This is a genomic window from Anaerobacillus sp. QJM3NY_17, from assembly GCF_056173665.1.
The window spans coordinates 3468116-3490889 of record NZ_CM149685.1; the positions used below are offsets into that span (position 1 = coordinate 3468116).

Below are 22774 nucleotides of genomic sequence, written 5' to 3' on the forward strand. Positions count from 1 at the left end.
ACAGAAACACAATGAGATTTACAGCATCTTCACAAAAGGTTGGCTACTGTTTGCGCTTCTATTCTCGGATATATTGCTTATACTCCGCATACTCCCTAAACCCCAGCTTTCGTAGAATAGGTTCAGAAGTACCGACTCTCGCTTGCGTCACCGCTATCTCGCATCCTCTTTGACTCGCTTTATATAAACGTGCCTTCAGCATGTTTTTGTAAATCCCTTTCCCTCTATATTCAGGCAGAACCGCTGCTCCATTTAAATAAAGAGCTTTCCCATCCTTACTATAGCGATAATTTGAATAACCGATTGGATACTTTCCGTCTAGTAAGAGCGTATAGCCTCCTCTTCGCTCAGCGAACTGAAGATAAGAAGCTCTTTCATTAATAGCAGCTTGCATCGCCTGATTGTCATAACCCCAAACCTTCCCTGCGGTCTCTACATGCCCAAGAACGTCTTCTTTCGTTGTCACTTCCTTATGGATATATTCTGATGATGACGGAATTTCTTCTGTTAGTTCCTTTGCTAAACCAACGTATGTATCTGCGTGGTTCATCCCCAATTTAATAAGCTTTTTTTCGAGTTCACTAGACTCAGAACTTGTTTGGATCCACCAGGAGAAGGGACTGTTCTGAAAATACGCTATCGCTTCTTCAACCTCGTTAAGAGTTCGACTGAAGCGAACAACCTTATTCGCATAGACGCTTGCTGATTTATCATTTTTGATCATCACTAGGTCATCTTTTTGAATATAGTGAATAGATTCAGGTACAAGAGCTTCTTCGTAATCCCATTGAATGGCTTCAATTGCACAAATAATTTGCTCCTCATTCATTGCTCATCATCTCATTTCTATAAAAAGCTTCAATTATGTATAAGGCGCTCTAAGAATCCTACATGTCCTTTGTCCAATCTGTCACATCTAATTTTGATTAAAATGCATAGCCCCAGGACATACTGGGAATAAAAAATCGTTAAGGAGGATGTGCTCATGGAAACCAATCAGCTCAGAAAAGCACTAGAGCAACGTAGAAATTACTACATTTCGAAGCTTATTGAGGCAGGAGCCTATTCCACCGCTGACCACCATCTGTATCAATGTACACTGACGGACCTTCAAAAAGAGTACAAACAACTATCCAACTATTAATATCCTATAATCACTGGAGATTCGTTAAGAGTCTCTTTTTTATATTCTTTTATTCACGATGTATAAATCACTGATGTACTGGCGAAAATAGTGCCATAGCATTGAAACTAGCAAATTTAGAAAGGATGAAACTTAGTGAATAAAGCGGAACTTCTAACGACAGTTGCGGAAAGATCGGAAATGTCAAAGAAAGATACTGCAAGAGTGGTAGACACGTTAATGGATACGATTGCTGAGGCACTTGCGAAAGGGGAAAAAGTGCAGCTTGTAGGATTTGGTAATTTTGAAGTAAGGGAACGTTCTGCCCGAAAAGGACGCAACCCGCAAACTGGTGAAGAAATTCTCATTCAAGCTTCAAAGACACCTGCTTTTAAACCTGGGAAAGCATTAAAAGAAAAAGTTGTTTAACTTACAGATAAGCTGGATCCACTCGGTTCCAGCTTTTATTTGAGGAGAAATCAATGGAACTGATGCAGATTGTTAAATACACCGTTACTTTCGTTACGATTATTATGCTGATCGTCTTTTATTATAGAATGGCTAAAAAATAATGGCGCGCAACTTAAAGCGCGCTCAACTGTTTACTTAGCTTGTTATACCAGTTTTCATTCAGTTCTTTTGCAAGTAATACCTTTTCGAGCCCAGCGCGATCTTTTCGATCATTGTACGTAACGCGATTGACTAAAGCAACAGCTACATCATGATCTGGACGACTCTCAAGGGTTATTTCATCCCCGGCTTTAACTTCACCTTCTTCTAACACTCGGAGATAATAACCACTGTATCCATTTTCCATCACAAATAAGTGCATGTTATCAACTTCAATCTTCTTCGCGAGTTTAAAGCATGGCTGCCTCGGTAAGCTAACCTGTACTTGAATCTCACCAATTCGATAAATATCACCGATACGAGCTTCTGTCTCATCCATTCCAACTACTGTAAAATTCTCACCAAATGCACCAGCCTTCAGTTCACATCTTAAACGTTCTTCCCAATAGGCATAATGCTCCAAGGGATAAACACAAATGGCTTTCTCTGATCCTCCGTGATGAACAAGATCCGCTTGCCCATCTCCTTCTACTTGTAATTTAGATACATAAACTGATTCACTCACTGGTTGTTTGTATATGCCTGTAGAGATCAACTTCCCTTTGTAGGGCGTTTCAATAGGTTTCCCTACATTCAAACTTACTAATTTCGCCATCCGACCGCCTCCTTTCTATAGTTTAGCACAGGGAGAAGCAACAAATATGATTCTAATTCATGCAAAAAAACAGCCGATTGACGACTGTTTCCTTTGAATTAAACGTGTCTATTATCAATACGTTTTTCTATTTCAGCTAATTCTTTTTCATTTTTAAGAAGTTCTGCTTTATTTTGATCAACGAGCTGTTTAAAGGTTAACTTTTTCAGCTTTTTCAACAAAATTCACCAACTTTCCCTCTGTATGGTTTCATTATACAACAGGTGTGTGTTAGATAAATTAACAAACTATTAAAATTTTGTGAAAATTTACACACATTTCAGTTTATGAATGATTATTCAGATTCATTCCTACTTGAAACTGGACCACCACTTAAACCATAAAAGAATAGTTGAAGAACATCGTCGAGAAAGTCCTTTCGCTCTGACCATGTTTCGGCTGGAATGCGCTGCACCTCTGTCTTTAAGGCATTGAGATATAGCATAATCGACTCCATCGAAAGCGAAGCATTAATTTCTCCTCGTTCACGTGCCTTTTCTAAGAGTTGCACAAATAACGGAAGTGTCTGTGTCCGATAAAAATAATCCACGTAATCCTTCAGCTCTTCATCTGTCGTTAACATTTCTGCTAGAAGCGATGGATTAAGGCTTTGGACTGCCTTATGCTTTTCAAAAATAATCAATTCAATCACTTCAGCGAAAGAATGCTCCTGCTGAACTACCTCTTTAAAAGCTTTAAATTGATTGTTCATATAGTCTTTTAGCACCGCTCTTACAAGCTCTTCCTTACTCGTAAAATGATTATAAATCGTGACCTGAGAGACATTAGCAAAACGAGCAATGTCACTAATCTTTACCTTTTTTATACCTTCTTCGTTAAATAACGTAAAAGCTGACGCCACTATATCTTTGCGCTTCTGTTGTTTACGTAATTCAAATCCATTCATTCTCATCACCATTATTAGTATATCACTTATTGAACTTTATATTAAATATGAGTTCAATAAATATTGCTTATTATTATAGAGTCATTTATGATAAAAATGAAATATATAATATAATATAGTTCAAAAATCAGCCGAGGGGGCACCTCAATGATCGAATTAAACGGGTTAACAAAGCAATTTCCAAACGGAAAAGGAATTTTCGATGTTACGTTCTCTATTCCTAGAGGCGAAGTATTTGGATTTCTCGGCCCAAACGGTGCTGGTAAATCGACAACGATACGTCACTTAATGGGATTCATGAAGCCTTCAAAAGGCACGGCTACGATAGATGGAGTGAATACGTGGAAAGATGCTGCCAAAATCCAGAGGAAGATCGGATACCTCCCTGGTGAAATAGCCTTTCTAGATGGAATGGATGGCATCGGTTTCCTTCAATTAGTTGGCGGAATGAGAGATCTAAAAAACACCACATACCGTGATCAGCTAATTGATAGACTTCAATTCGATGTAAAAACTCCTATTCGTAAAATGTCCAAAGGAATGAAACAAAAAGTGGGGATCGTAGCTGCTTTTATGCATGAACCTGAAGTTATTATATTAGACGAACCAACCTCTGGTCTTGACCCGCTCATGCAGCGAATTTTCATTGAAATTGTAATGGAGCAGAAAGAGAAAGGCACTACATTCCTAATGTCTTCTCATAGCTTCTCCGAAATTGAACGAACGTGTGACAGAGCTGCGATCATTAAAGATGGAAAAATTGTTGTCGTCGAGAATATTCATGATCTGCAGCAAAAGCAGCGTCGTCTTTTTGATGTTACGTTTGCTACTGAAGCAGAAGCAAAGCGTATCAAAGAAAGTAACCTCGAGGTCATATCAGTCATAGATAACCGCGCAGAAATAGCGGTTCAAGGTGACTACAATCAATTTATTACTGCTTTAGGAGATTATCAGATTCGGAACATTGATATTCATGAACAAAACCTTGAAGAAGTCTTTCTTACTTATTACGACAGGGAGGCAGAGAAATCATGAATATGACACTCTATGCTAGGATGCTAAAAGTCCATGCCAAGTCCATCTCTAGCTATGCAATTGGCTCTGCACTTTACCTGCTTCTTATCATCGGCATCTACCCTTCGATTGCAGATGCACCTGGTTTGAATGAATTAATGGAGTCTATGCCCGAAAGCTTTCTAGCTGCATTTGGAATGGAAGGTGGATTTCAGCATGTAAGTGACTTTATTGCAGGGGAATATTATGGATTACTGTATATAGTCATTTTATCGATTTTTTGCTTAATGACAGCTTCACAGCTAATGGCTCGTCACATTGAACGAGGCTCAATGGCTTATATTCTAGCAACACCAAACTCACGAAAGAAAATTGCGTTCACTCAAGCTCTTGTGCTGCTCACCGGACTTCTTATAATCGGATTAACAACTGCTCTTGCAGGAGTCATTGGAACAGAAATATTAATTGATGATAAGCCGTTTGAAGCCATGACGTTTATGAAGGTTAATCTCGTCGGTATTCTTTTGTTCTACGTCATTTCAGCCTACTCGTTTCTATTCTCTTCCTTATTAAATGATGAGCGACAGGCACTTGGACTTTCTGGATTACTCACCATCGTCTTCTATGGAATGGATTTAATCGGGAAAATGAGCGATAAACTCGATTGGATGGTGAATCTCTCTCTCTTTTCAACATTTCGGCCAGTTGAGATTGCCAGAGGTTCTGTTGAAATCTGGCCATCAATGACGTTCCTTTTCTTACTAGGTACCGTCCTTTATGCCCTTGCCATCATGATCTTCGCGAAAAGAGATCTTCCTTTATAATAGGATGAAAAGGAGCGATAGGCATGAATTATGTGAAGGAATTGCGTGACGTTGTTGGTCATCGGCCACTGATCTTAGTCGGGGCCGTCGCAATAATCTTAAACGAAAATGGAGAAATTCTACTCCAACAGCGTAACGAAAAACAAAAACGCTGGGGGTTACCTGGTGGATTGATGGAACCAGGAGAATCAACGGAAGAAACAGCCGTAAGAGAGTCTTTTGAAGAAACGGGTTTAACAATCCAAAAGCTCACTCTTTTTAAACTCTATTCTGGTGAAGAATTTTTCACGAAAGCAGATAACGGTGATGAATTCTACTCTGTCACAACGGCTTATGTTACAAACGAGTATGCTGGAGATCTCACCCACACTGAAGAAAGTATAGCTTTAGGATACTTCTCTTCAGACCATCTTCCAGAGCTGATGGTTGGAAGCCACAGACGAATGATACGAGATTATATTAGAAATAAAACACAGTAAATACCCAAAAAGCAGTGGAACTCGTTCCACTGCTTTTTGGCATTTCAACGCATTTTCCAAAACAGCACTGACTTTTCAATCAATTGATAATAAAGGGTTTACATAAAATGAAGGTTTCCTTATACTAGAACACCTTCTCAGTTTGATGTTCCAACGCTACTTGGCGTCTTTGCAACAGCGCCTTATTTACACGATGGAAGTGCTGAAACCATCGACGACGCTATTGAACGCCATGAATATGAAAAAAACCTCAATTCGAAGAAGGCGAAGTTGCCGCAATCGCTGAGTACGTGCGTTCCATTGACTAAACTGAATGAACCTCTACATGTAAAATTGTTTCACCTGCCAATATTACTTTAAAGCTGCCATCTCTTTAAAAGGACGGCAGCTTTTCTTTGTAGACGATCGCTTTTGAAATGAAATATAGTACTGATTACCTCATTTTACCTTATTACCCGTCTATTCGTTCGGTTTTACTCGGGATGTGTTAGAATGAGAGGGTCGTTTTGACAAAACTATGAATCTCATTAACTTACATAAGGAAGTGAACATCATGAGGAAGCTATTCCTTTTCCTTCTCGTTGCTTTAGTTGCCGCTTGTTCGAACACCGCATCAACAAACGAGCAAACTGACGAAAAAACTGATCAGCAAGCAACGAATGAAGATGAAAGCAAAGAAAACGAAGACAAGACGGAACAAAAAGAAGAGACCACTCAACCTTTCGAAGCCATGGAGCCTTCTGAGAACGCTAAACCGCTTGAGGAAACCATGACTGAAGAAGAATTAGCGAAAATGCCTGTCGTTGAAGCCCACGGTGAAGATCGCACAAGAAAAACACCTGTTGGCGAAACGTTAATGGAAGGCACAACTGATGAAACGGATGGTATTCTAAAAGATTACCGCCTTGTTGCTTACTATGGTCAACCGAACTCCACTCAAATGGGCATTCTGGGTGAGATGGAACCTGAAGCCCTGATGACGAAATTAAAAGAACAAACACAAGCTTATTCCGATGCTGATCCAAACCGCCCAGCGATTCCAACAATTGAGTTAATCACAACGATTGCTCAGCGCGATCCAGGACCGAATGGTAAATATTATCACATGACCTCAGAAGAGGATATTGACGAATACGCAGAGCTTGCTAAGAAACATAATGCCATTTTAATGCTAGATGTTCAGCTGGGTCGTGACACTGCTCTTCATCAAGTGAAGCTTCTTGAAAAATGGCTTAAGCTTCCTTACGTTCACGTTGCTATTGATACGGAGTTCCATGTAGAAGAAGGTCAAACACCAGGTATCGATCTAGGTAGTGTGGATGGCTCAGAAGTACAGGAAGTTGTCGACTATGTATCTAAATTTGTTGAAGATAATGATTTACCTGATAAGATTGTTCTCGTCCACCAGTTCACTGATCACGCTGTGACGAACAAACAGGCAATCAAGCCAACAGATAACGTAGAGGTTGCTCTAAACTTTGACGGATACGGCGACTATGGAACGAAAATGTCGCTTTACCGTAAATTTGTTCGAAATGAGCCTGTTCAATACGGCGGATTTAAAATTTTCTATAACAAAGATAAACCGGTTCTAACCCCATCCGAAGTGTTGCAACTTGATCCAAATCCAGCGATCATTAATTATCAATAATGGATGTCGCCCAAAAGCGCCTCACCCTTTTCTATAAGGGCGAGGCGCTTTTTTTAATCTTAGTTGTTTTTAAAACAAGTCTCACAAATGAACGTACCTTCGTTTTTCAGAAATGCTTTGATTTCCGTCATACCTTTATGTGAAGGATATCGCATCTTAACATAGACAACATCATTTCCTTTGATTTCTTTTTTACAAATACTACAAGTTGATTTTTCTCCGAACACTCCTACCACCTCCATAAAATGGTTATTTCTTTCATACGGACAAGTGTGTGAAATGTTTCAGAAATAGTGGTTATCCGGCTCATTTAATAGGTATACTTTTTCCATGATTAGCCAACCTATTCAGTGGAGGTGAATATCATGGACAAAAAGACACCAAGCAAAAGCGAAATAAATCAAAACAATAGAAACAAATTTACGAATGAATATGGTGCGGATTTAGATGAACAGGCGATGAATGGTGATTACGGCATGCTCGAAACTGAGGAAGAAGATCGAGCGAACAAAAAAGCGAAGAACTGATTAGATGGGGTCACCTTATCACATAAGAAGGTGAGCCCTTTCTCTTTAAAAAGAATTGTGTCTTTATGTCCGTTTCTATTCACCTTTAAATCGGCCCATCACAAGCAATTTTTATAACTCCTCCATCAAAAAACAGGCTAATGTTGCAACCCTATAAACGCATTCAATATAAATCCGGTTGTTTCCCATATTTCAAAGTAATCATATATGGAACGAGGAAGATCAATAATAGCAAGAAAACGACAACACCTCCAATAAACAAAGACACTGTGAATTTCTCGCTATAAAAAAGAAAGAACATCAAATAAATATGAAAAAGAATAAAGAAAGGAATATAGCGAGATCTTCTTAATTGAGAATAATGAGGTGCCTGACAGTTTGGACATGTTATCCCTGAAATAAACTGCTTCATTCCAATTGTATTCTTTGTCATCTCTATCCACTTAAATTGATAACCACAATTCTTACATTTCGGCATGCACCATACCCTCTCTCTTTAACATTCATTTATAGCATCATCTACCCTTTTTCAGCTAAAAATGAACTACTCAAGATAAGATTAATATCTGCTAATCTACTTCTTTTATTTTTTTAAAATCTCTCTTAATTACTCGTTTTGTACTTGAAGTTGATCCGTTATTTCCACCCACTCTATTTAGCTTATTCACATCATTTTTATTGTTCCTTAACTTACTCGCCCTGATCGTACGTTTGCAGAAAATTTTTTCTAACATATATGGTATAAACTATTACAACCACTGAAAAAAGCATATTCCCGAAAAAGGGTTGCTGAGATTGATTCGAAACATGGATTGAACTAATGAATCCGAAAACAATGGAATAAGTAATCATCATCCAGAATCCCCACTTTTTCAACCTCATATATCCATAAATCATCCCTAAAGAAAGAAAAGCGATACCTACTCTCACTAACCTTTCCGGTGCATCCGGTAATCCAACTCGATCTGCCATTCCGATAGAATTCGCATTCGGATCATAAAAGACTGACGTTACTAGTAAAACAACAGCTCCAAATAAATAGAAATAACTTATGAGTGAAACACCTATAGGTCTTTTCAACGATCTCCTCCTTGCTCGTTAACTATAAAACGGTTAAAATTCTTCATCAACTTCTTCTTCCTTTTCTCGCTTCTGATGGTAGGTTCTCTTCTTTTCATCTTCTCTTATGAAAATAACTAGGTGCAAAGCGATACCAAATACAATAATGCTAATACCAAGCTCATCAAACCAAGTCACATAAAACCCATCAAAATAAGCAAACGAAAATAATAAAAAACCTAACGTTACATAAATCGCTGCTACAATATGTCCCATCTTGATTAACCTCCGCACTTTATTTCCTCACTCCCAATTATTTCAAAACAGTATCTTACTGGCAATCATTTCTTTTAGCAGCTTAAATTGTTCTTAGCAACCTCCGTCATTGCAACGTAAGAGAAACGTCGCCAGATGCATCTGATCCGCAAGTAATGACCCCTTACCTTCATTCTAATGACATCCACCTTTTCCAGATCTATACTAACCATAAGAAGGACGCAAAAGGAAGGACGTGAACAAGTGAAAATTTCACTCGACGTTGACGGGAAGTATCGAGAAACTAGCGTTACGATTCACTGCAAAGAAGTGGATGATTCAATTAAAGAGATACTCGATTATCTTAATACACAAAAAACAGAGTTCATTGTAGGAAAAAAAGGCGAGCAGCAGCACATTATAAAACCAAATCATGTGCACTACTTCCATTCAGAGGGGGATCAGGTCATGGCGACAACTTCCGAAGGTGTTTTTAAAGTGAAGGAGAAATTATATGAGCTAGAAGAGAGTCTTCCATTTAGTACATTTATACGCCTCTCCAAATCCGTTATTGCTAATCTGCACGAAATCAATCATTTTGAGCCATCTTTTAACGGAACACTTGCTGTACACTTCCACTCTGGCAAAAAAGAATATGCTTCAAGACACTATGTAGGAAAATTGAAAGACGTTCTAAAAATGAATAGGAGGAACAAATAAATGAAAACATTTCTATTTAGAAGTATGATAGGACTATTTTTCGGGGGATTCCTGGCTGTTTTGCTGACGTACGCTGTGATCTTTTTCGGAGAACAAACGACACTTGATTCAAGCCTTTTTGTGACAAACTCCTTAGGTGCCATTTTCTGTGGATGGCTATTTACCGTGACACCACTATACTTTGAAATTCGTTCACTAAAACTTCCACAGCAAACGGCTTTACATTTTTTCACAGTAACAATCGTTTACTTTATCCTAGCGTATGGAATCGGTTGGATTGAAGGTGGAGCAATAAACATTCTTATATTCCTCATTATATCAACCATTTTTTATAGCGTGATGTGGATAGCTTTCTATCTATACTTCAAGCATGAATCAAAGAAATTAAATGATGACCTTCAACATATTAAATAATTGAGAACTTTCTTTATATAAAATCTTAATAGTATCAACTAAACTCTCGCCTTAATATGGTGAGAGTTTAATTTTTTATCAATTTATTTGATGATAACAGGAATTTACAGTCCTTTCTTCAAATATCATTTAATTATTTTTTCAATTAGATAAAATACAAATGAAAAGCGAATGCAAGTAGCATCCGCTTTCAAGAAGGCTTTCATATCTTAATTTCTGAATAGAAAAGACTCACCCACCAATATAGACACTGCCACATGTTCCAGGTGCTGGTTCATAATAACAATGATTTTTATATTGACCAGCGAAAGGCTGACCGTACCATGTAGGAGGACAAGGACCATATGGATTGAAATACCATAGAGAATATTTCCCTGGGTGTTCTCTCCAATAATCCAAATTCTTTTTCGCTAACCTTTTCTCAGCCGATCTTGCTCTGTTGTAGAAGACATTACCCTTTTGAACTGCTTCAAAAGAATAATTCCCTCCCTGGACTTGATAAATAACTTGAGGAATAGTTCTCACATCTTGGAAATCTAAACAATTCGCTTTTGCACGATTCACAATGACATTCCCTACATATAGCATGCCTTGCTTTCCTTCACCCTCGGCTTCTGCTCTCATCATCCTTGCCATTAAGTCGATGTCTTTACTTGTGTATTTCACTCTTGGCATTTTTCCCACCCCAACAGTATTGTATGAAAGAAGGCTGGTTTGATGTCATTATATTTATATATTGCTGAAGAAAAAAAGAAATGAATAGGTGCTTTTAAGATTAACTTGCTGACTTGAAGAATCATTATAATGGCACGTGTGCCCGTCAGCTCAATACTAAGTATGGTCGTTTAAATGAGCTTCTTAGAAATACTTCGTATAGAAATCGTATCTTAATTTTCCACTAAGCTGGGCGTACAATTTGGTTGTTTCGCTTTTCTCGTGCCCCATCAAACTTTGGATTACCTCAAGAGGCGCACCGTTGTTAATCATATGCGTCGCGTAGCTATGTCTTAATTGATGAGGGTGAATCTCTTTTTTTAGCCCTGCATTTCTAGAAATTCGTTTAATGATATAGCGAATAAGGTCAATACTCATCCGTCTTTTTGGCCTTCTCTCAGTTATAAATAAGCAAGGATCAAGATCACCACGCTCATCAAGATAGCGTTTCAACCAGATTGAGCAGCGTGTGTTAAAATACACTTCTCTTTCTTTGTCCCCTTTTCCATGAACAATGACTGAATTTGTATGGAAATTAATATCTTCACGATTGAGCTTCACAACTTCACCAATACGACAACCAGTTGAGTAAAAGAATTCAAACAAAGCTTTTTCCATCGTGTTCTGACAACCCTCTCTCAAGAGTTCAATTTCTATTTCAGTAAGAAACTTTGGTATCCTTTTACCAAGCTTAGGTTCTTTCAATTTAGCAGCTGGATTTTTCTGAATAAACCCTTCATCATAAGTCCATTTAAACAACGATCGTATACACCGGATACGATGCCCTAAGCTAGAAGGCTTTAAATGACTCCCCATTTTCAATAAATATGATTTAAGCTGATTTGTCGTAATCACATTCATATCAACATTACCAAAGTGACATAAGAGCTGATTGTACTGAAAATAGTAAGTCTTGAGCGTTAATGGAGAATATCCTTCAATTTTCTTATCAAGATTATACTTTTCCCAAACAAGCGATAACAACATCCAATCCACTCCCCCAAGTTACGAATCTAGTAATCTTGATTTTATTATGTCCAGGAAGTGGGAAGTTTATGCTAGAGTTATTCAACAATCGCATTCTTAGCTTAATTACTTTACTTCAAATTCTCTGGGAGTTGTAAAGATAGTATTGTTTGATGTATCACCACTAAAAGCAGTTCCTACGTATAGTTGATAATGATCTTTTTGAAGTTTAAGTCCCTTAATTGTTTGAGAAAATTCATCTTCTTTTTTTTCCTGTTCGTTTTAACAATTAAAAATTTAAGGACGTCGATCCACTCATTTGATGAATTCTTCCACAAGGCATTCCTGGGAAAAGGTGTTTAAAAGGAGTTAGTCGTGGGAAGATTCTATCCATTGGTAAAATATTCTTTTCTAATCTTGGAGGTACAGAATATGCAGAAAAAAACAGCTTTGGTTGCCGGAGCCACAGGAGTCATCGGAAGCTATATTGCCAAACACTTGAGTAAACTAGAAGACTGGAATGTCATTGGCATATCCCGTCATATTCCGGAAGATGAATCGGACATCACCTACATATCAGCGGATATGATGAATGCTCAAAATGTCCGAAAGAAATTGGAGTCGTTCTCAAAAGTGACCCATTTTATTTATGCGGCTTATCAGGACTATGAATCTGATCCGCAGAAGCAAGTGGAAGTCAACCAGACGATGTTTGAAAATACATTAAATGCCGTGGAAGAAACCGCCGACAACCTGGATCGTCTCATATTGATGCAGGGAGCAAAAGCCTACGGCGTGCATCTTGGGCCGATTAAAACACCGGCGAAGGAAACGGATGCTCGTCATATGCCGCCGAACTTCTATTTTAACCAGGAAGACTATATGCGCCGCGCTCAGGAAGGGAAAAGCTGGAGCTGGACCATTCTTCGCCCGGATGTCGTTTGCGGCTTTTCTGTTGGAAAGCCTATGAACCTTGCGATGGTCATCGGTGCGTACGCTTCGATCTCCAAGGAGCTTGGTCTACCACTTCGTTTTCCGGGAAAAGCACTCCCCTATCTTGCTCAAGTAACGGATGCAACCCTTCTCGCTAAATGTGTCGAGTGGGCAGCGGTGGAGGAAGCGTGCGCATTTGAAATTTTCAACGTGACGAACGGGGATTTCTTCCGCTGGGAGCACATTTGGAAAACAATCGCTGACTACTTTGATATGGAAGCCACCGGAGCTGAGCCGCCGATTCAACTCTCTGAGATGATGGCCGATAAGCAGGAGTTATGGGATCAAATGAAACAGAAATATCAGCTTCAGGACATTCCTTATGACAAGCTTGCCTTATGGGCTTTCGGAGATTTCATTTTCAACTGTGACTATGATGTAATGTCTGCTACAACGAAATTGAGGGAATTCGGATTCTATGAATTCGTAGACAGCGTAGAAATGTTTACTCGTCTATTTCATGAGTTTCAGGAGGAAGCCATTCTTCCCGATTTTTCGAAGCATTAAAAGGATGAAGATCCACTTGAATGACGGGTGGATCTCAATCTGTATGAAAAGTATGTTGTTCCGTGGAGTTATTCGAAAGTGGTTCGATGGCCACGTGCGGCTAACCGGTGGATGCTTACCACAGGTACAACCTCAGCTAACTTTGGCAGAAAGACCACCTGCCTCAAGTGAATCTTCGTCTCGTGTTGTTCCTGTAAGGGGTACCACCGAACGCCCTTCGTGACTACACTAAATGAAGTACGGAATAAGGAAAAGTCCTATTGCTAAACAACAGAACATCCTTTATTTTACGGCTAAAATCACAGGTGAAAGAACTATGGTTATACAGCCATCCGGTCTAAGAGAAGCACAGCCTTTATCTATGGTTGTTTACGACCTTCTTTTTCTAAGGCTTTGTTAAAGTTTCTTGTTGATATTACTAACAAATATTGGGCTTATTTAACTAAAGCTCCGAGATTACAGAACAACATACTCAACCGTTATTCATATTCCTAGCCTTTAAATATAAAGTTTAATAGAGATTAAATCAATATCCGCATAATTAACGAACCCAAATTTTACTCTATTACTTATGTAGGTAATTTCGTAAATTTAGACTTATAAATCTATAACTGAATTCGATTTAAATCATATGTTTTTTTTTGAATTTGAGTATCTAGGAATCAGAAATATTCCTACCATAAACATTACAAAGGAAAGTCCACGTATAACATCATAATAGTCATTTGTTCTAAGAAAAGAAATGTTTATAATCATTACAATCGCCCCTAATATAACCATAGATATTCCTAGTCTTTGCCTCACCATTAATACTCACCCCATTTTATTCGGTAAACTTCACTGCAAACGTATCTCATTTACTAAAACATCTAGTATCCAAGTCTTCCAGATAACTACTCAAATCTCTAATACCAATTATTTCAAATTATTGTTCATAACTCAATCTTTTATTATAAATAAAAAGAGCCTATCTTATTACAGATAAGCTCCGATAAACCAGAAGACTTGGGATCAGGATAAATTCTAAAATTCACCCTAAATTAGTGTTAATTTAGATCGATGTTACCCACATATTGAACATCTCCCATATCAGAAGACAGATTCACTTCTAAGATATAATTACCTTTTGAATCTGGAAATTGAAAACCATTAGATTTATTTACAGGCAATTCAATCTCTTCATTGTTTTGCCACAGAGATACTTGAAACTCTTCTAATTGAAAATCAGAATGTCCTAATTCTAGGTTTCCTTCTGAACCAGCATTGACCTTAATTTGATTCTGTTCGATTCCTAATGATTGAAAATCAACAACAGTCTTTTTGTATTCCTCATTAGGACCTTCCCAATTCACGGAAGCCTTTTTAAGCTCATATGAATCATAATCGTTTAGATGATGGTACCAAACTGTCATTGTTGGAGGAGTGAAATCGTAATCCTCCCCTATACAGGCGGTCAATAAAAATATACACCCTAAACTTACTATAGAAAATATTGAACGAATCATTATCAATTCCTTTCTCTTTAATGTTCAAATAACAGCAACTTTGGAGCATAAAGCAAAAACTCTTTTAAACTATCGCTCCGAGATTCTTGAAGACTCGAAATCAAGATACCTATTCTAAGTTTCATTAATTAGACCAAACACATAATGGTCTACATATTCGTCGTAGAGCAATTCTGATTTTTGGAGACAGCCCTCTTTTTTGAATCCTAATCTGTGTGGAATGGCTAAACTTTTTTCATTCTCAGTTGCCACTCTTATTTCTATACGCTTGAGATTAAGTTCATTAAAGCAATAATTTATGACTTCTTGACAAGACTTTGTCATTAATCCTTTTCCTTGAAAAGAATCTCCAAGCCAGTAACCTAAGGAAGTAGATTTGTGTGACCAATTAATAGTATGTAATCCAACAATCCCTGCTAATTCACCTTTATACCAGATTCCCGCCTGGAACCCATCATTGTTACAGAATTGCTTTAATGTTCCCTCAATAAATCCCTTTGAATTATCTTCTGTCTTTGTACTGTCAATCCAAGGTAACCATTTACGCAAACTATTTCTTGAAGCATCAATGAGTTGAAATAATTCTTCAGAGTGCCTTAATTCTAGTAAACGAAGTTCAGTATCTTCGTTAATTTTACATTTAAACATTCATTATTCCCCTTTCGTTCTGCACCGTAGAAGACGATTCTCTTAATGGATAATCGCTCCGAGTTTGTGGAAGATTGTCATATTACTTCCAATACTCGATTACTGTAACCATTAGTGAAAATACCTAGTAGGAGATTACTCATATATCTATACCAAAAAAATTTAATAGTTCTGAAACGATTTCATCACTTCCTGGTGTAAACATAAATATTGAGAACGCAATACTTATGACACCTATCAATACCAAGCCATTTCTTTTATTCCCAAGTAGCCCCTTAACAACTAAAAATATTCCTACAAATAATATTAAGAAATACCAAAACCCCATAACCTCACCCCTTAATAGAATAACGTTTCGTCAAATCTTGCACCAGATTGCTAAGGGATAACCACTGTGTAGCTATCGCTCTGAGATACTTTAATAAAGGGAAATTCAATTATTCATTAGTCCACTTGATCGTTGGGATGGTGTCATAGCCTTACTCAATTTAGCAAATATCATTTTATAAACAAGGAAACCCAAAACAGTCCCTAGTACATTACAAATAACATCGTCAATATCGACTACGCGTCCCAATCCAATTCCTAAAAGAAGTTCAACAAATTGTAGGCATTCTATAGATAAAGAGGCAAGAAGTCCAAGTAAAAGTGTATTCTTTAGCCTCTTGTACATATCTAATAACATCGGAGCAAAGAATCCCAACGGCATCAGCAATAGTATGTTACCACCAACATTTTTCACTATCAGCTTGAGCATAAACAGTGTATCTCCATTATAAGCTGTACCTATTTGTTCAATGTCTCTGAATATAGAGGTAAGAGGAGTGTAATTTAATGACCTAAAAGAATTCATTCCGTACGTGTTATCACCTAATACCAATGGGAATAGCGTTACTGAAATAACCACAAATATGTATATTACAGCTAGCATTCTTAATAATTCTTTCAACCATATAAAAGACTTTTTGTATTTAAGTTTTAATGCGAATATTCCCCTCACCGCTATGTAACATATTATTCCAAAAACAATAACCACTTCTCCATCAACTAACAAACTTATCAACCATCCTTAATACAGTGAGAATAATGTATTCTAAAAGTGAGCTTCCCTTTGTTATTCAAACATCGCTCCGAGTTTGTGGAAGATTGTCATTTTACTTCCAATACTCGATTACTGTTCTTTATTTTGCTTTAACAACCGTTAGTGGTAGGAGAATACTCATATATCTATTCCAAAAAAATTAAGTAGTTCTGCAATGATTTCATCACTTCCTGGTGTAAACATAAATATTGAGAACGCAATACTTATGACCCCTATCAATACCAAGCCATTTCTTTTATTCCCAAGTAGCCCCTTAACAACTAAAAATATTCCTACAAATAATATTAAGAAATACCAAATCCCCATAACTTCACCCCTTAATAGAATAACGTTTCTTCAAATCTTGCACCAGATTATTAAGCGATAACCACTGTGTAGCTATCGCTCCGAGATAACGGAAGATAGTTTATTGTTTAATTTGAATTTCACTAAGAAATTCTAATAGGATATTAGTGTACATTTCTGGCTTTTGCTCATGGACTAAATGCGAGGCAAATGGGATAACACTCACATGCAAATTATTATGTTTACTTTGGTATTTTGCAGCAGAAACCACTTCTGCTTTATTTCCTTCGCCCACCATATATAGGATCGGAGCACTAATATTATCTAAGTCAGAAGTATATTCAAAGGGATACCAGTTTTCGTCTCTAGCCATATAAATAAATTCTTTCCAATCAGATTCATGTATCAGGTCTAGTTGATTAGTCACTTCATCATTCTCCAATAGTTCTTGTTGGAATTTAACCTCTTGTAGATGCATTTCCTTCCAATTACTCGGCTTATCGGCTGTGATCCCTGATAAAATTAAACTAAATACTTTGCTAGGGTATTTCTTTGCAAATATTAAACCTACTAATCCTCCAATAGAGCAACCAACTAAATGAAGTTTATCAATATGTAAATGATCGATTGTTTCTTTCAAATCCTCTGCAGCATCTTCAAAATAGTTGCTAAAATCAACACTTACTGATTTCCCATGTCCTCTTAAATCTGGTACTATTACTTTTCTGCTTTTTTGAAGTTCTTCTCTTTGTTTCACAAAATCACTATTGCCAGTTTGTAACCCAGTATGTAAAAAAACAATTGGCTCCCCTTCTCCATATATTTCGGTATGCAAAATCAACTAATCGTCCTCCCCATCATGTGAGTATCTAAATAAATTATTTCTTTGGTCAAATTTAACTCGGTACGTAAACAGCTTATTCAACAGAAATAATCAATTCTACAATTCCAATTATTTCAAACCAGAACTATTTACTCAACCTTTTCTTAAAAGAAAAGACGTAATTCCTAAGTGCGGAATTACGCCCAATTAATGAAGATCGTTTCTCAACCTCTACGCTGCTATGATATTGCAGAATCGCTCCGATTTAACAGTAGACTTAAATTCGAGACAATAATAATTCTTACACTATCCACTTCTCAATGCACTGGACTGTTTTAGCACCAACATCTAACTTTATCTTTTTGCCTATTGCTAAGGCGTGCATCGGGTGAGTATGGCAAGTATCAAAGTCAGCTAGTACAGGTACTTTAACACCATCTAACTGTTCTAAAAGTATGTCTAAAGGTTTCTTGCCTGTTCCTAGATCATCATAACCTTCATGTTTTCCTAAAATGATACCCGAAACTTTACTGAAAATGCCATGCATTTTTAACATAGCGAAATTCTTTTCCACTATTGAAGCATTCTTTGCACAATCTTCAATTAACAGAATATCCCCAACCTTAATCGAAGGAAAATACTCAGTGCCAATAAAACCATACATCGCATTCACATTTCCACCTATCAATCGACCTTCTGCAACCCCATTGATTCCAGCTATCCAATCATTTTTATATAATGTTTTTTCTCTAGTTTTATCTAGCCAATTTACAGGTTCATCAGACCAGTATAAAGGCATTGGTATTTCATAAGGGATTGTTTCTCCCTTTGTAAAATAATTTTCAAAGTAACGATACGTATCATTTACTAGTGGCTCAAATTCACCAAATGATGGAATTAAAGCAGGTCCATAATATGTAGGTACATTCGTTTTAGCATAGAGCGCAAGTATGATCGCTGTTGCATCTGAATATCCTACGACGAGTTTTGGATCTTGTTCAAATGCTTCATAATCTATGTAAGGCAACATACTATTAGAATTTGTACCCCCAATAGTAGACATAATCATTTTAATTTCTGGGTTTCTAAGTAATTCATTAAATTCTAGTGCACGCTCTTTAGGTGAACCTGAACGGTAAAAATCTGATTTGCCAGTTAAACTGCCTTCTACAATAATAAATCCCTTTTCTTCCAAAAAAGATTTTGCACGTTCATAACGTGGTCGAGCAGTTACCGTTGCAGGTGAAGAAGGAGTAAAAACCCCAATTTTATCTCCTTTTTTTAATAGTTGCGTCATAATAATCCATACCTTCCCATCCATATCTTGATAAAATCATAAAATGGTAATATCAAAATCATCAATACCAATTATTTCAAAGTAGCGCTGATAAATCCATCTATATTTCATAGAAATGGAGCTTAACTATATTACAGATAAGCTCCGATATAACAGAATAGTGATTATGTATTTATTTCTTCGAGAACAATCTAATAATATAAATAACAGCTACAATAGGTATTACCGTAACAAAAATCAACATTATAGAAGCAGCACCCATACTCATATAATCCCCCCGATTTCATTTAAATGATTGAGACCTATTAAATTAAATGTAACAAGCACTAGCCTATTCGTTAGTCTTATCTATTTCTATTATTCCTTACGTTGATAACCAATTGCGATGCAAGAATAACAGTCATTATTCCTAGCAAAATATTGGTGATACTTAAGGTTCCATTCAAATCGTTTAACATTCCAGCAATCGACTCGAGTCTTATTTCCACCGTATTACCTCCCTTAATAAGGTTAATGTTGTTCCAATTATTTCAAAATCTACTCATTTACTCAACCTTTTCTTTAAAGAAAAGGCGTAATTCCTTTGTGCGGAATTACGCCCGATTAATGTAGATCGTCCTTTAACCTTTACGCTGATATGATATTACAGAATTGCTCCGATATTATGGAGTAGATTTTCTAACTAAAATGTTAATTTCATACCCTCATGACTCGCTAGAAATCCTAGTCGGTTATAAAAACGATGAGCATTCTCACGTTGTTTGTCGGTGGTCAATTGCACTAGGCCGCACCCCTCAGTTTTGGCTATTGCAATGGCTTCTTTAAACAAAGCTTCTCCAACTCCTTCTCCGCGGTAACACTTGTCTACACGTACACCTTCGATTTGCGCTCGTTTCATTCCCAGTCTTGCTAAACCAGGAATGGTTGTTAATTGTAGGCAGCCAACCAATTTTTGATCGTCAATAGCTAGTAAAATCTCATTTCCATCTTGTGCTTGAATGGCTGCAAATGCTTTATAGTAGTCATCCGGCAGTGGTTCTTCATAACGTTCACGTTGGGACCCCAATTTATCATCGGCAAGTAACCGAATAATGGCTGGTAAATCTTCTTCATTTGCTTTTCGAAAATTCACTATGAACTCACTCCTTCCTTACCTTTTATTGAGCAATCGCTCCGAGTTTGTGGAAGATTGTCATTTTACTTCCAATACTCGATTACTGTTCTTTCTTTTGCTTTAGCAACCGTTAGTGAAAATACCTAGTAGGATATTACTCATATATCTATTCCAAAAAAATTAAGTAGTTCTGAAATGATTTCATCACTTCCTGGTTGAAACATAAATATTGAGAACGCAATACTTATGACCCCTATCAATGGTAGTGTCATTAAGTTTGTGTAATTCAAAAGATAGGGATATCCTCTAGCCTTCATTGAGGTGGGAAGTTCTGGCAGGGCCCCGAGGGTCCCTGCCAGAAAAGTCGCTTTTGACTTTATTCTTCCATGACCCCATACCGTTCCAGAAACATCCCCTGTAAAGTAGGAAAGGCCGTGATAAAACCACGTAGCTTTCGCTCGCTCCAGCGCTGATTGTAGTCCTTGGATTGGAGGTAAACGATTTTCTCGGCAGCTTTTTCTCCTGGCAGACTATTCATCGTTTTTGTGCGCTTCTTGATCTCTTTAATCGTCCGTTCGATGATATTCGTCGTATAAATCATCGGACGAATGGAGGAAGGATAGCTCAAAAATGTTAAGAGAACGCTTAGATCCTGTTCCCAGGATTTCACGACCTTCGGATATTTCTTCTGCCAGTTTTCCTTGAATGCTTCAAACCTCTCTCTAGCTTCCTCATGGGTATTGGCTTGATAAATGGGTTTGAGATCTTCTGCGACAGAGGATTGATCTTTCTTTCGCACAGCGTTTAATAATGGAGCCTAACTTATTAAAGATACGACTCTCCCCAAAATAAACAATATAGTGCAAGTTATCTTGTAAGAATATATTATATAACAGACATTTTACCTATAAATACTTTGAATAGACTCGTGCCAAATACCCTTTTCAAAATTTATTAAAGGAAGCTAGTAATATAAGGTAGAATAATACATACAGTTGATTAAAATCTCTTTTAGGAGGCCAAAATGAAATATAATTTATTTATTTCCTTTGTTTGCTCTCTAACACTTGGACTAATTCTAGTAGGTTGTGATATTTCCAAAAAAACTGAGGAGCCAGTAAACACTTCTTTAGCCAAGTCGGTATCCATTGTCGAAAATACAGAATTTGAGGAATCTGAGAATATAAACTATAGTAAATACCTAGAAAAGAAATTATTAGAAAGAGGAATAAATGTAAACTATAATGAAAGTGATGATGAAAGAACTAATAGCGAGTATTCTATTTCAATATATTCCGATGTTAATGTTCGAAAAAAAGATGCAACTTACTCTCATAATGGAAGGGAAATTGCGAGAATGCTTTTTGAAGTACAGAGAAATGGAACTGAAACCAACCTGCTTATAGCAAAGGACTTATCTGACGGGGTAGAACAAGATTTTCCTGGTCTATCAAGAGGGGTTTTAGCAAGCGAAATAAATAATGATGGTGATTCTTCCATTAAAATAAATATAGGTATTGGAAGTAAAGAGAGTACAACCGAAGAAATGCAAATTGCTATCGACATACTAAGTGAACAATTAGAAAATTCTTTAAAATCTAAATAAAAAAACAGGCTGTAATAAATTTTACAGCCTGTTTTTTTATTTAATTAACTGTCACCTTAACGCTATCTGAAGAAGTTTGGCCTGTTCTTTGATTAGTAACTGCTAATGTTGGGTAATACGTTCCATTAGTAGGATATTTACAATACCAGGAACTTTCTGAGGTCGTACTTGTGGTTTGATACCAATTTGGTGTATTGCCACCATTACAATACAATCGGACTGTGTAATAGTCTCCTGAAGAACCGCCACCCCAACTTGCATTAAAATCAGCTGTATAGCTAACAGTTTGAGAGTTAGGACTTAAAGAGGCATAAGTAAACAACAAATTGTCTTCCTTGGCTGCATTGGCCCCGGGAGAAATCATAAGTAGTAACAATGACATTGCGAAAAGAAGAGAAAGAGATACTTTTTTGCTAAACAATGCAGTCTTCATGTCATAAACCTCCCATAATTAATATGTATGACTAGACAGAGAGGACGTATCCACCTCCTTAAATTATTAAGAAGGATTTCGTTGAGTAGACTAAATATCCTTCTCTATTTACATAATCTAAAGAATACAGTTCTTTAGTAGTGGCTACATCCTTACATTAATAGTTAATATGTAATAGTAATTATTTTTCCAGATAAATCACTGCATGGTTTTAGAGAATCAAGTTTTTTTGAGTAATTCCAACAAGCCCTCCAATTCTGTAACAATTTCACCCTTAGAAAGATAGAATAAACAAGTTTCTTTTGTTAGAAATACTGAGTCAGAAGATCTATACAACCAGACTATGATTGCGCGACATCTGAACGAAAAAGGTCTAACTTCTTACAATCCTAGATCAATTAATGTTAGCAAATCCGGAATTCATTAGCGTCCAGAATTCCGGGTTTCTCATGGAAAAAAATAGCTTAGCGTGAGTTTTACGGTAAAATGTTGGTACTACCCCTATTTCAGCTCTCGCTCTATGTTGTTAATTAAACAACTTTCC

General features: G+C 37.0%; 30 protein-coding genes and 2 pseudogenes. 12 read left to right on the plus strand and 20 right to left on the minus strand.

Features of this window, described 5'->3' with window-relative positions; translation table 11 throughout:
* Positions 1 to 58 precede the first annotated feature (58 nt).
* Complete coding sequence (locus AC0VYV_RS17965; RefSeq protein WP_475372861.1) at positions 59 to 829, minus strand: GNAT family N-acetyltransferase; 771 nt, start codon at positions 827 to 829, stop codon at positions 59 to 61.
* A gap of 156 nt (positions 830 to 985) precedes the next feature.
* On the opposite strand from AC0VYV_RS17965, the gene AC0VYV_RS17970 reads away from it, so the two are divergent.
* Positions 986 to 1144 carry a Fur-regulated basic protein FbpA gene (locus AC0VYV_RS17970; RefSeq protein ID WP_194218945.1) on the plus strand — a complete coding sequence of 53 codons (159 nt, stop codon included), beginning with the start codon at positions 986 to 988 and terminating at the stop codon, positions 1142 to 1144.
* Between the two features lie 135 nt (positions 1145 to 1279).
* Positions 1280 to 1552, plus strand: coding sequence for an HU family DNA-binding protein (locus tag AC0VYV_RS17975; RefSeq protein WP_226615133.1), 273 nt, complete (start codon positions 1280 to 1282; stop codon positions 1550 to 1552).
* 154 nt (positions 1553 to 1706) lie between these two features.
* Here AC0VYV_RS17975 and AC0VYV_RS17980 read toward each other — a convergent pair whose 3' ends face one another.
* The 3 genes from AC0VYV_RS17980 to AC0VYV_RS17990 all read right to left on the minus strand — a co-directional run bounded on the left by AC0VYV_RS17980 (position 1707) and on the right by AC0VYV_RS17990 (position 3294).
* Positions 1707 to 2348, minus strand: coding sequence for an MOSC domain-containing protein (locus AC0VYV_RS17980; protein WP_475374059.1), 642 nt, complete (start codon positions 2346 to 2348; stop codon positions 1707 to 1709).
* Positions 2349 to 2446: 98 nt separating this feature from the next.
* Entirely contained in the window at positions 2447 to 2566 is a 120-nt protein-coding gene (locus AC0VYV_RS17985; protein WP_370314259.1) for an FbpB family small basic protein, read from the minus strand.
* Positions 2567 to 2682: 116 nt separating this feature from the next.
* A complete protein-coding gene (locus AC0VYV_RS17990) occupies positions 2683 to 3294 on the minus strand; it encodes a TetR/AcrR family transcriptional regulator (RefSeq protein WP_475367912.1) in 612 nt (203 codons plus the stop codon).
* A 147-nt stretch (positions 3295 to 3441) separates the two neighbouring features.
* On the opposite strand from AC0VYV_RS17990, the gene AC0VYV_RS17995 reads away from it, so the two are divergent.
* The 5 genes and pseudogenes from AC0VYV_RS17995 to AC0VYV_RS18015 all read left to right on the plus strand — a co-directional run bounded on the left by AC0VYV_RS17995 (position 3442) and on the right by AC0VYV_RS18015 (position 7262).
* The gene (locus AC0VYV_RS17995; RefSeq protein WP_475365756.1) at positions 3442 to 4329 is read left to right on the plus strand and encodes an ABC transporter ATP-binding protein; all 888 of its coding nucleotides are present in this window, start codon (positions 3442 to 3444) and stop codon (positions 4327 to 4329) included.
* Positions 4326 to 5132 (plus strand): ABC transporter permease subunit, encoded by an 807-nt coding sequence (locus AC0VYV_RS18000; protein ID WP_303535458.1) that lies wholly within the window; start codon positions 4326 to 4328, stop codon positions 5130 to 5132. Before AC0VYV_RS17995 ends, AC0VYV_RS18000 begins: the two co-directional genes overlap by 4 nt.
* Positions 5133 to 5155: 23 nt before the next feature.
* Positions 5156 to 5611: an NUDIX hydrolase gene (locus tag AC0VYV_RS18005; protein ID WP_226615137.1), complete on the plus strand. Its 456-nt coding sequence runs from the start codon at positions 5156 to 5158 to the stop codon at positions 5609 to 5611.
* A gap of 111 nt (positions 5612 to 5722) precedes the next feature.
* A pseudogene (locus AC0VYV_RS18010) lies at positions 5723 to 5919 on the plus strand (c-type cytochrome); the annotation flags it as partial.
* 245 nt (positions 5920 to 6164) lie between these two features.
* The gene (locus AC0VYV_RS18015; protein WP_475374060.1) at positions 6165 to 7262 is read left to right on the plus strand and encodes a hypothetical protein; all 1098 of its coding nucleotides are present in this window, start codon (positions 6165 to 6167) and stop codon (positions 7260 to 7262) included.
* A gap of 59 nt (positions 7263 to 7321) precedes the next feature.
* Here AC0VYV_RS18015 and AC0VYV_RS18020 read toward each other — a convergent pair whose 3' ends face one another.
* The gene (locus AC0VYV_RS18020) at positions 7322 to 7489 is read right to left on the minus strand and encodes a Fe3+ hydroxamate ABC transporter substrate-binding protein (protein ID WP_475367914.1); all 168 of its coding nucleotides are present in this window, start codon (positions 7487 to 7489) and stop codon (positions 7322 to 7324) included.
* A gap of 138 nt (positions 7490 to 7627) precedes the next feature.
* Between AC0VYV_RS18020 and AC0VYV_RS18025 the strand changes: the two genes are divergently transcribed.
* Entirely contained in the window at positions 7628 to 7789 is a 162-nt protein-coding gene (locus tag AC0VYV_RS18025; protein ID WP_194218936.1) for a DUF4021 domain-containing protein, read from the plus strand.
* 163 nt (positions 7790 to 7952) lie between these two features.
* Here the strand turns inward: AC0VYV_RS18025 and AC0VYV_RS18030 are convergent, their stop codons facing one another.
* The 3 genes from AC0VYV_RS18030 to AC0VYV_RS18040 all read right to left on the minus strand — a co-directional run bounded on the left by AC0VYV_RS18030 (position 7953) and on the right by AC0VYV_RS18040 (position 9124).
* Positions 7953 to 8267, minus strand: coding sequence for a TIGR04104 family putative zinc finger protein (locus AC0VYV_RS18030; RefSeq protein WP_475374061.1), 315 nt, complete (start codon positions 8265 to 8267; stop codon positions 7953 to 7955).
* Positions 8268 to 8479: 212 nt separating this feature from the next.
* Positions 8480 to 8869 carry a hypothetical protein gene (locus AC0VYV_RS18035; protein WP_475374062.1) on the minus strand — a complete coding sequence of 130 codons (390 nt, stop codon included), beginning with the start codon at positions 8867 to 8869 and terminating at the stop codon, positions 8480 to 8482.
* A 33-nt stretch (positions 8870 to 8902) separates the two neighbouring features.
* On the minus strand, positions 8903 to 9124 hold the full coding sequence (locus tag AC0VYV_RS18040; RefSeq protein WP_430241112.1) for a hypothetical protein: 222 nt from the start codon (positions 9122 to 9124) through the stop codon (positions 8903 to 8905).
* Between the two features lie 243 nt (positions 9125 to 9367).
* Between AC0VYV_RS18040 and AC0VYV_RS18045 the strand changes: the two genes are divergently transcribed.
* Positions 9368 to 9823: a LytTR family DNA-binding domain-containing protein gene (locus AC0VYV_RS18045; RefSeq protein WP_430241114.1), complete on the plus strand. Its 456-nt coding sequence runs from the start codon at positions 9368 to 9370 to the stop codon at positions 9821 to 9823.
* Positions 9824 to 10237, plus strand: coding sequence for a DUF3021 domain-containing protein (locus AC0VYV_RS18050; protein ID WP_475367916.1), 414 nt, complete (start codon positions 9824 to 9826; stop codon positions 10235 to 10237).
* Between the two features lie 231 nt (positions 10238 to 10468).
* On the opposite strand, the gene AC0VYV_RS18055 is transcribed toward AC0VYV_RS18050, so the two are convergent.
* Positions 10469 to 10912 carry a cell wall hydrolase gene (locus AC0VYV_RS18055; protein WP_194218924.1) on the minus strand — a complete coding sequence of 148 codons (444 nt, stop codon included), beginning with the start codon at positions 10910 to 10912 and terminating at the stop codon, positions 10469 to 10471.
* Positions 10913 to 11095: 183 nt separating this feature from the next.
* On the minus strand, positions 11096 to 11938 hold the full coding sequence (locus tag AC0VYV_RS18060; protein ID WP_475374063.1) for a tyrosine-type recombinase/integrase: 843 nt from the start codon (positions 11936 to 11938) through the stop codon (positions 11096 to 11098).
* 411 nt (positions 11939 to 12349) lie between these two features.
* Here AC0VYV_RS18060 and AC0VYV_RS18065 point away from each other — a divergent pair, with 411 nt between their 5' ends.
* The gene (locus AC0VYV_RS18065; protein WP_475374064.1) at positions 12350 to 13417 is read left to right on the plus strand and encodes an SDR family oxidoreductase; all 1068 of its coding nucleotides are present in this window, start codon (positions 12350 to 12352) and stop codon (positions 13415 to 13417) included.
* Positions 13418 to 14463: 1046 nt separating this feature from the next.
* Here the strand turns inward: AC0VYV_RS18065 and AC0VYV_RS18070 are convergent.
* From AC0VYV_RS18070 to AC0VYV_RS18110, 9 genes and pseudogenes are all read right to left on the minus strand, one after another.
* The gene (locus AC0VYV_RS18070; protein ID WP_475365785.1) at positions 14464 to 14922 is read right to left on the minus strand and encodes a hypothetical protein; all 459 of its coding nucleotides are present in this window, start codon (positions 14920 to 14922) and stop codon (positions 14464 to 14466) included.
* A gap of 114 nt (positions 14923 to 15036) precedes the next feature.
* A complete protein-coding gene (locus AC0VYV_RS18075) occupies positions 15037 to 15570 on the minus strand; it encodes a GNAT family N-acetyltransferase (protein WP_475367921.1) in 534 nt (177 codons plus the stop codon).
* A 139-nt stretch (positions 15571 to 15709) separates the two neighbouring features.
* Entirely contained in the window at positions 15710 to 15898 is a 189-nt protein-coding gene (locus AC0VYV_RS18080) for a hypothetical protein (RefSeq protein ID WP_475365780.1), read from the minus strand.
* Positions 15899 to 16003: 105 nt separating this feature from the next.
* On the minus strand, positions 16004 to 16624 hold the full coding sequence (locus tag AC0VYV_RS18085; protein WP_475365781.1) for a VanZ family protein: 621 nt from the start codon (positions 16622 to 16624) through the stop codon (positions 16004 to 16006).
* Positions 16625 to 16789: 165 nt separating this feature from the next.
* Positions 16790 to 16978, minus strand: a complete 189-nt coding sequence (locus tag AC0VYV_RS18090; protein WP_475374065.1) for a hypothetical protein — start codon at positions 16976 to 16978, stop codon at positions 16790 to 16792.
* 100 nt (positions 16979 to 17078) lie between these two features.
* Positions 17079 to 17798: an alpha/beta fold hydrolase gene (locus AC0VYV_RS18095; RefSeq protein ID WP_475374066.1), complete on the minus strand. Its 720-nt coding sequence runs from the start codon at positions 17796 to 17798 to the stop codon at positions 17079 to 17081.
* Positions 17799 to 18081: 283 nt separating this feature from the next.
* Positions 18082 to 19083 carry a S66 family peptidase gene (locus AC0VYV_RS18100; protein WP_475374900.1) on the minus strand — a complete coding sequence of 334 codons (1002 nt, stop codon included), beginning with the start codon at positions 19081 to 19083 and terminating at the stop codon, positions 18082 to 18084.
* Positions 19084 to 19759: 676 nt separating this feature from the next.
* Entirely contained in the window at positions 19760 to 20209 is a 450-nt protein-coding gene (locus tag AC0VYV_RS18105; protein WP_475374067.1) for an N-acetyltransferase family protein, read from the minus strand.
* A gap of 358 nt (positions 20210 to 20567) precedes the next feature.
* Positions 20568 to 20999 (minus strand): annotated as a pseudogene (locus AC0VYV_RS18110) (transposase); the annotation flags it as partial.
* Between the two features lie 216 nt (positions 21000 to 21215).
* On the opposite strand from AC0VYV_RS18110, the gene AC0VYV_RS18115 reads away from it, so the two are divergent.
* Positions 21216 to 21797, plus strand: a complete 582-nt coding sequence (locus AC0VYV_RS18115) for a stage II sporulation protein P (protein ID WP_475374068.1) — start codon at positions 21216 to 21218, stop codon at positions 21795 to 21797.
* 40 nt (positions 21798 to 21837) lie between these two features.
* Here the strand turns inward: AC0VYV_RS18115 and AC0VYV_RS18120 are convergent, their stop codons facing one another.
* A complete protein-coding gene (locus AC0VYV_RS18120; RefSeq protein WP_475366743.1) occupies positions 21838 to 22230 on the minus strand; it encodes a hypothetical protein in 393 nt (130 codons plus the stop codon).
* Positions 22231 to 22774: the final 544 nt, after the last annotated feature.

Coding starts and splice junctions, on each gene's coding strand:
- AC0VYV_RS17965 (WP_475372861.1), bottom strand. CDS start 829: ATGAATGAGGAGCAAATTATTTGTGCAATTGAAGCCATTCAATGGGAT.
- AC0VYV_RS17970 (WP_194218945.1), top strand. CDS start 986: ATGGAAACCAATCAGCTCAGAAAAGCACTAGAGCAACGTAGAAATTAC.
- AC0VYV_RS17980 (WP_475374059.1), bottom strand. CDS start 2,348: ATGGCGAAATTAGTAAGTTTGAATGTAGGGAAACCTATTGAAACGCCC.
- AC0VYV_RS17990 (WP_475367912.1), bottom strand. CDS start 3,294: ATGAATGGATTTGAATTACGTAAACAACAGAAGCGCAAAGATATAGTG.
- AC0VYV_RS17995 (WP_475365756.1), top strand. CDS start 3,442: ATGATCGAATTAAACGGGTTAACAAAGCAATTTCCAAACGGAAAAGGA.
- AC0VYV_RS18000 (WP_303535458.1), top strand. CDS start 4,326: ATGAATATGACACTCTATGCTAGGATGCTAAAAGTCCATGCCAAGTCC.
- AC0VYV_RS18005 (WP_226615137.1), top strand. CDS start 5,156: ATGAATTATGTGAAGGAATTGCGTGACGTTGTTGGTCATCGGCCACTG.
- AC0VYV_RS18015 (WP_475374060.1), top strand. CDS start 6,165: ATGAGGAAGCTATTCCTTTTCCTTCTCGTTGCTTTAGTTGCCGCTTGT.
- AC0VYV_RS18025 (WP_194218936.1), top strand. CDS start 7,628: ATGGACAAAAAGACACCAAGCAAAAGCGAAATAAATCAAAACAATAGA.
- AC0VYV_RS18030 (WP_475374061.1), bottom strand. CDS start 8,267: ATGCCGAAATGTAAGAATTGTGGTTATCAATTTAAGTGGATAGAGATG.
- AC0VYV_RS18040 (WP_430241112.1), bottom strand. CDS start 9,124: ATGGGACATATTGTAGCAGCGATTTATGTAACGTTAGGTTTTTTATTA.
- AC0VYV_RS18050 (WP_475367916.1), top strand. CDS start 9,824: ATGAAAACATTTCTATTTAGAAGTATGATAGGACTATTTTTCGGGGGA.
- AC0VYV_RS18055 (WP_194218924.1), bottom strand. CDS start 10,912: ATGCCAAGAGTGAAATACACAAGTAAAGACATCGACTTAATGGCAAGG.
- AC0VYV_RS18060 (WP_475374063.1), bottom strand. CDS start 11,938: ATGTTGTTATCGCTTGTTTGGGAAAAGTATAATCTTGATAAGAAAATT.
- AC0VYV_RS18065 (WP_475374064.1), top strand. CDS start 12,350: ATGCAGAAAAAAACAGCTTTGGTTGCCGGAGCCACAGGAGTCATCGGA.
- AC0VYV_RS18070 (WP_475365785.1), bottom strand. CDS start 14,922: ATGATTCGTTCAATATTTTCTATAGTAAGTTTAGGGTGTATATTTTTA.
- AC0VYV_RS18075 (WP_475367921.1), bottom strand. CDS start 15,570: ATGTTTAAATGTAAAATTAACGAAGATACTGAACTTCGTTTACTAGAA.
- AC0VYV_RS18080 (WP_475365780.1), bottom strand. CDS start 15,898: ATGGGGTTTTGGTATTTCTTAATATTATTTGTAGGAATATTTTTAGTT.
- AC0VYV_RS18090 (WP_475374065.1), bottom strand. CDS start 16,978: ATGGGGATTTGGTATTTCTTAATATTATTTGTAGGAATATTTTTAGTT.
- AC0VYV_RS18115 (WP_475374068.1), top strand. CDS start 21,216: ATGAAATATAATTTATTTATTTCCTTTGTTTGCTCTCTAACACTTGGA.
- AC0VYV_RS18120 (WP_475366743.1), bottom strand. CDS start 22,230: ATGAAGACTGCATTGTTTAGCAAAAAAGTATCTCTTTCTCTTCTTTTC.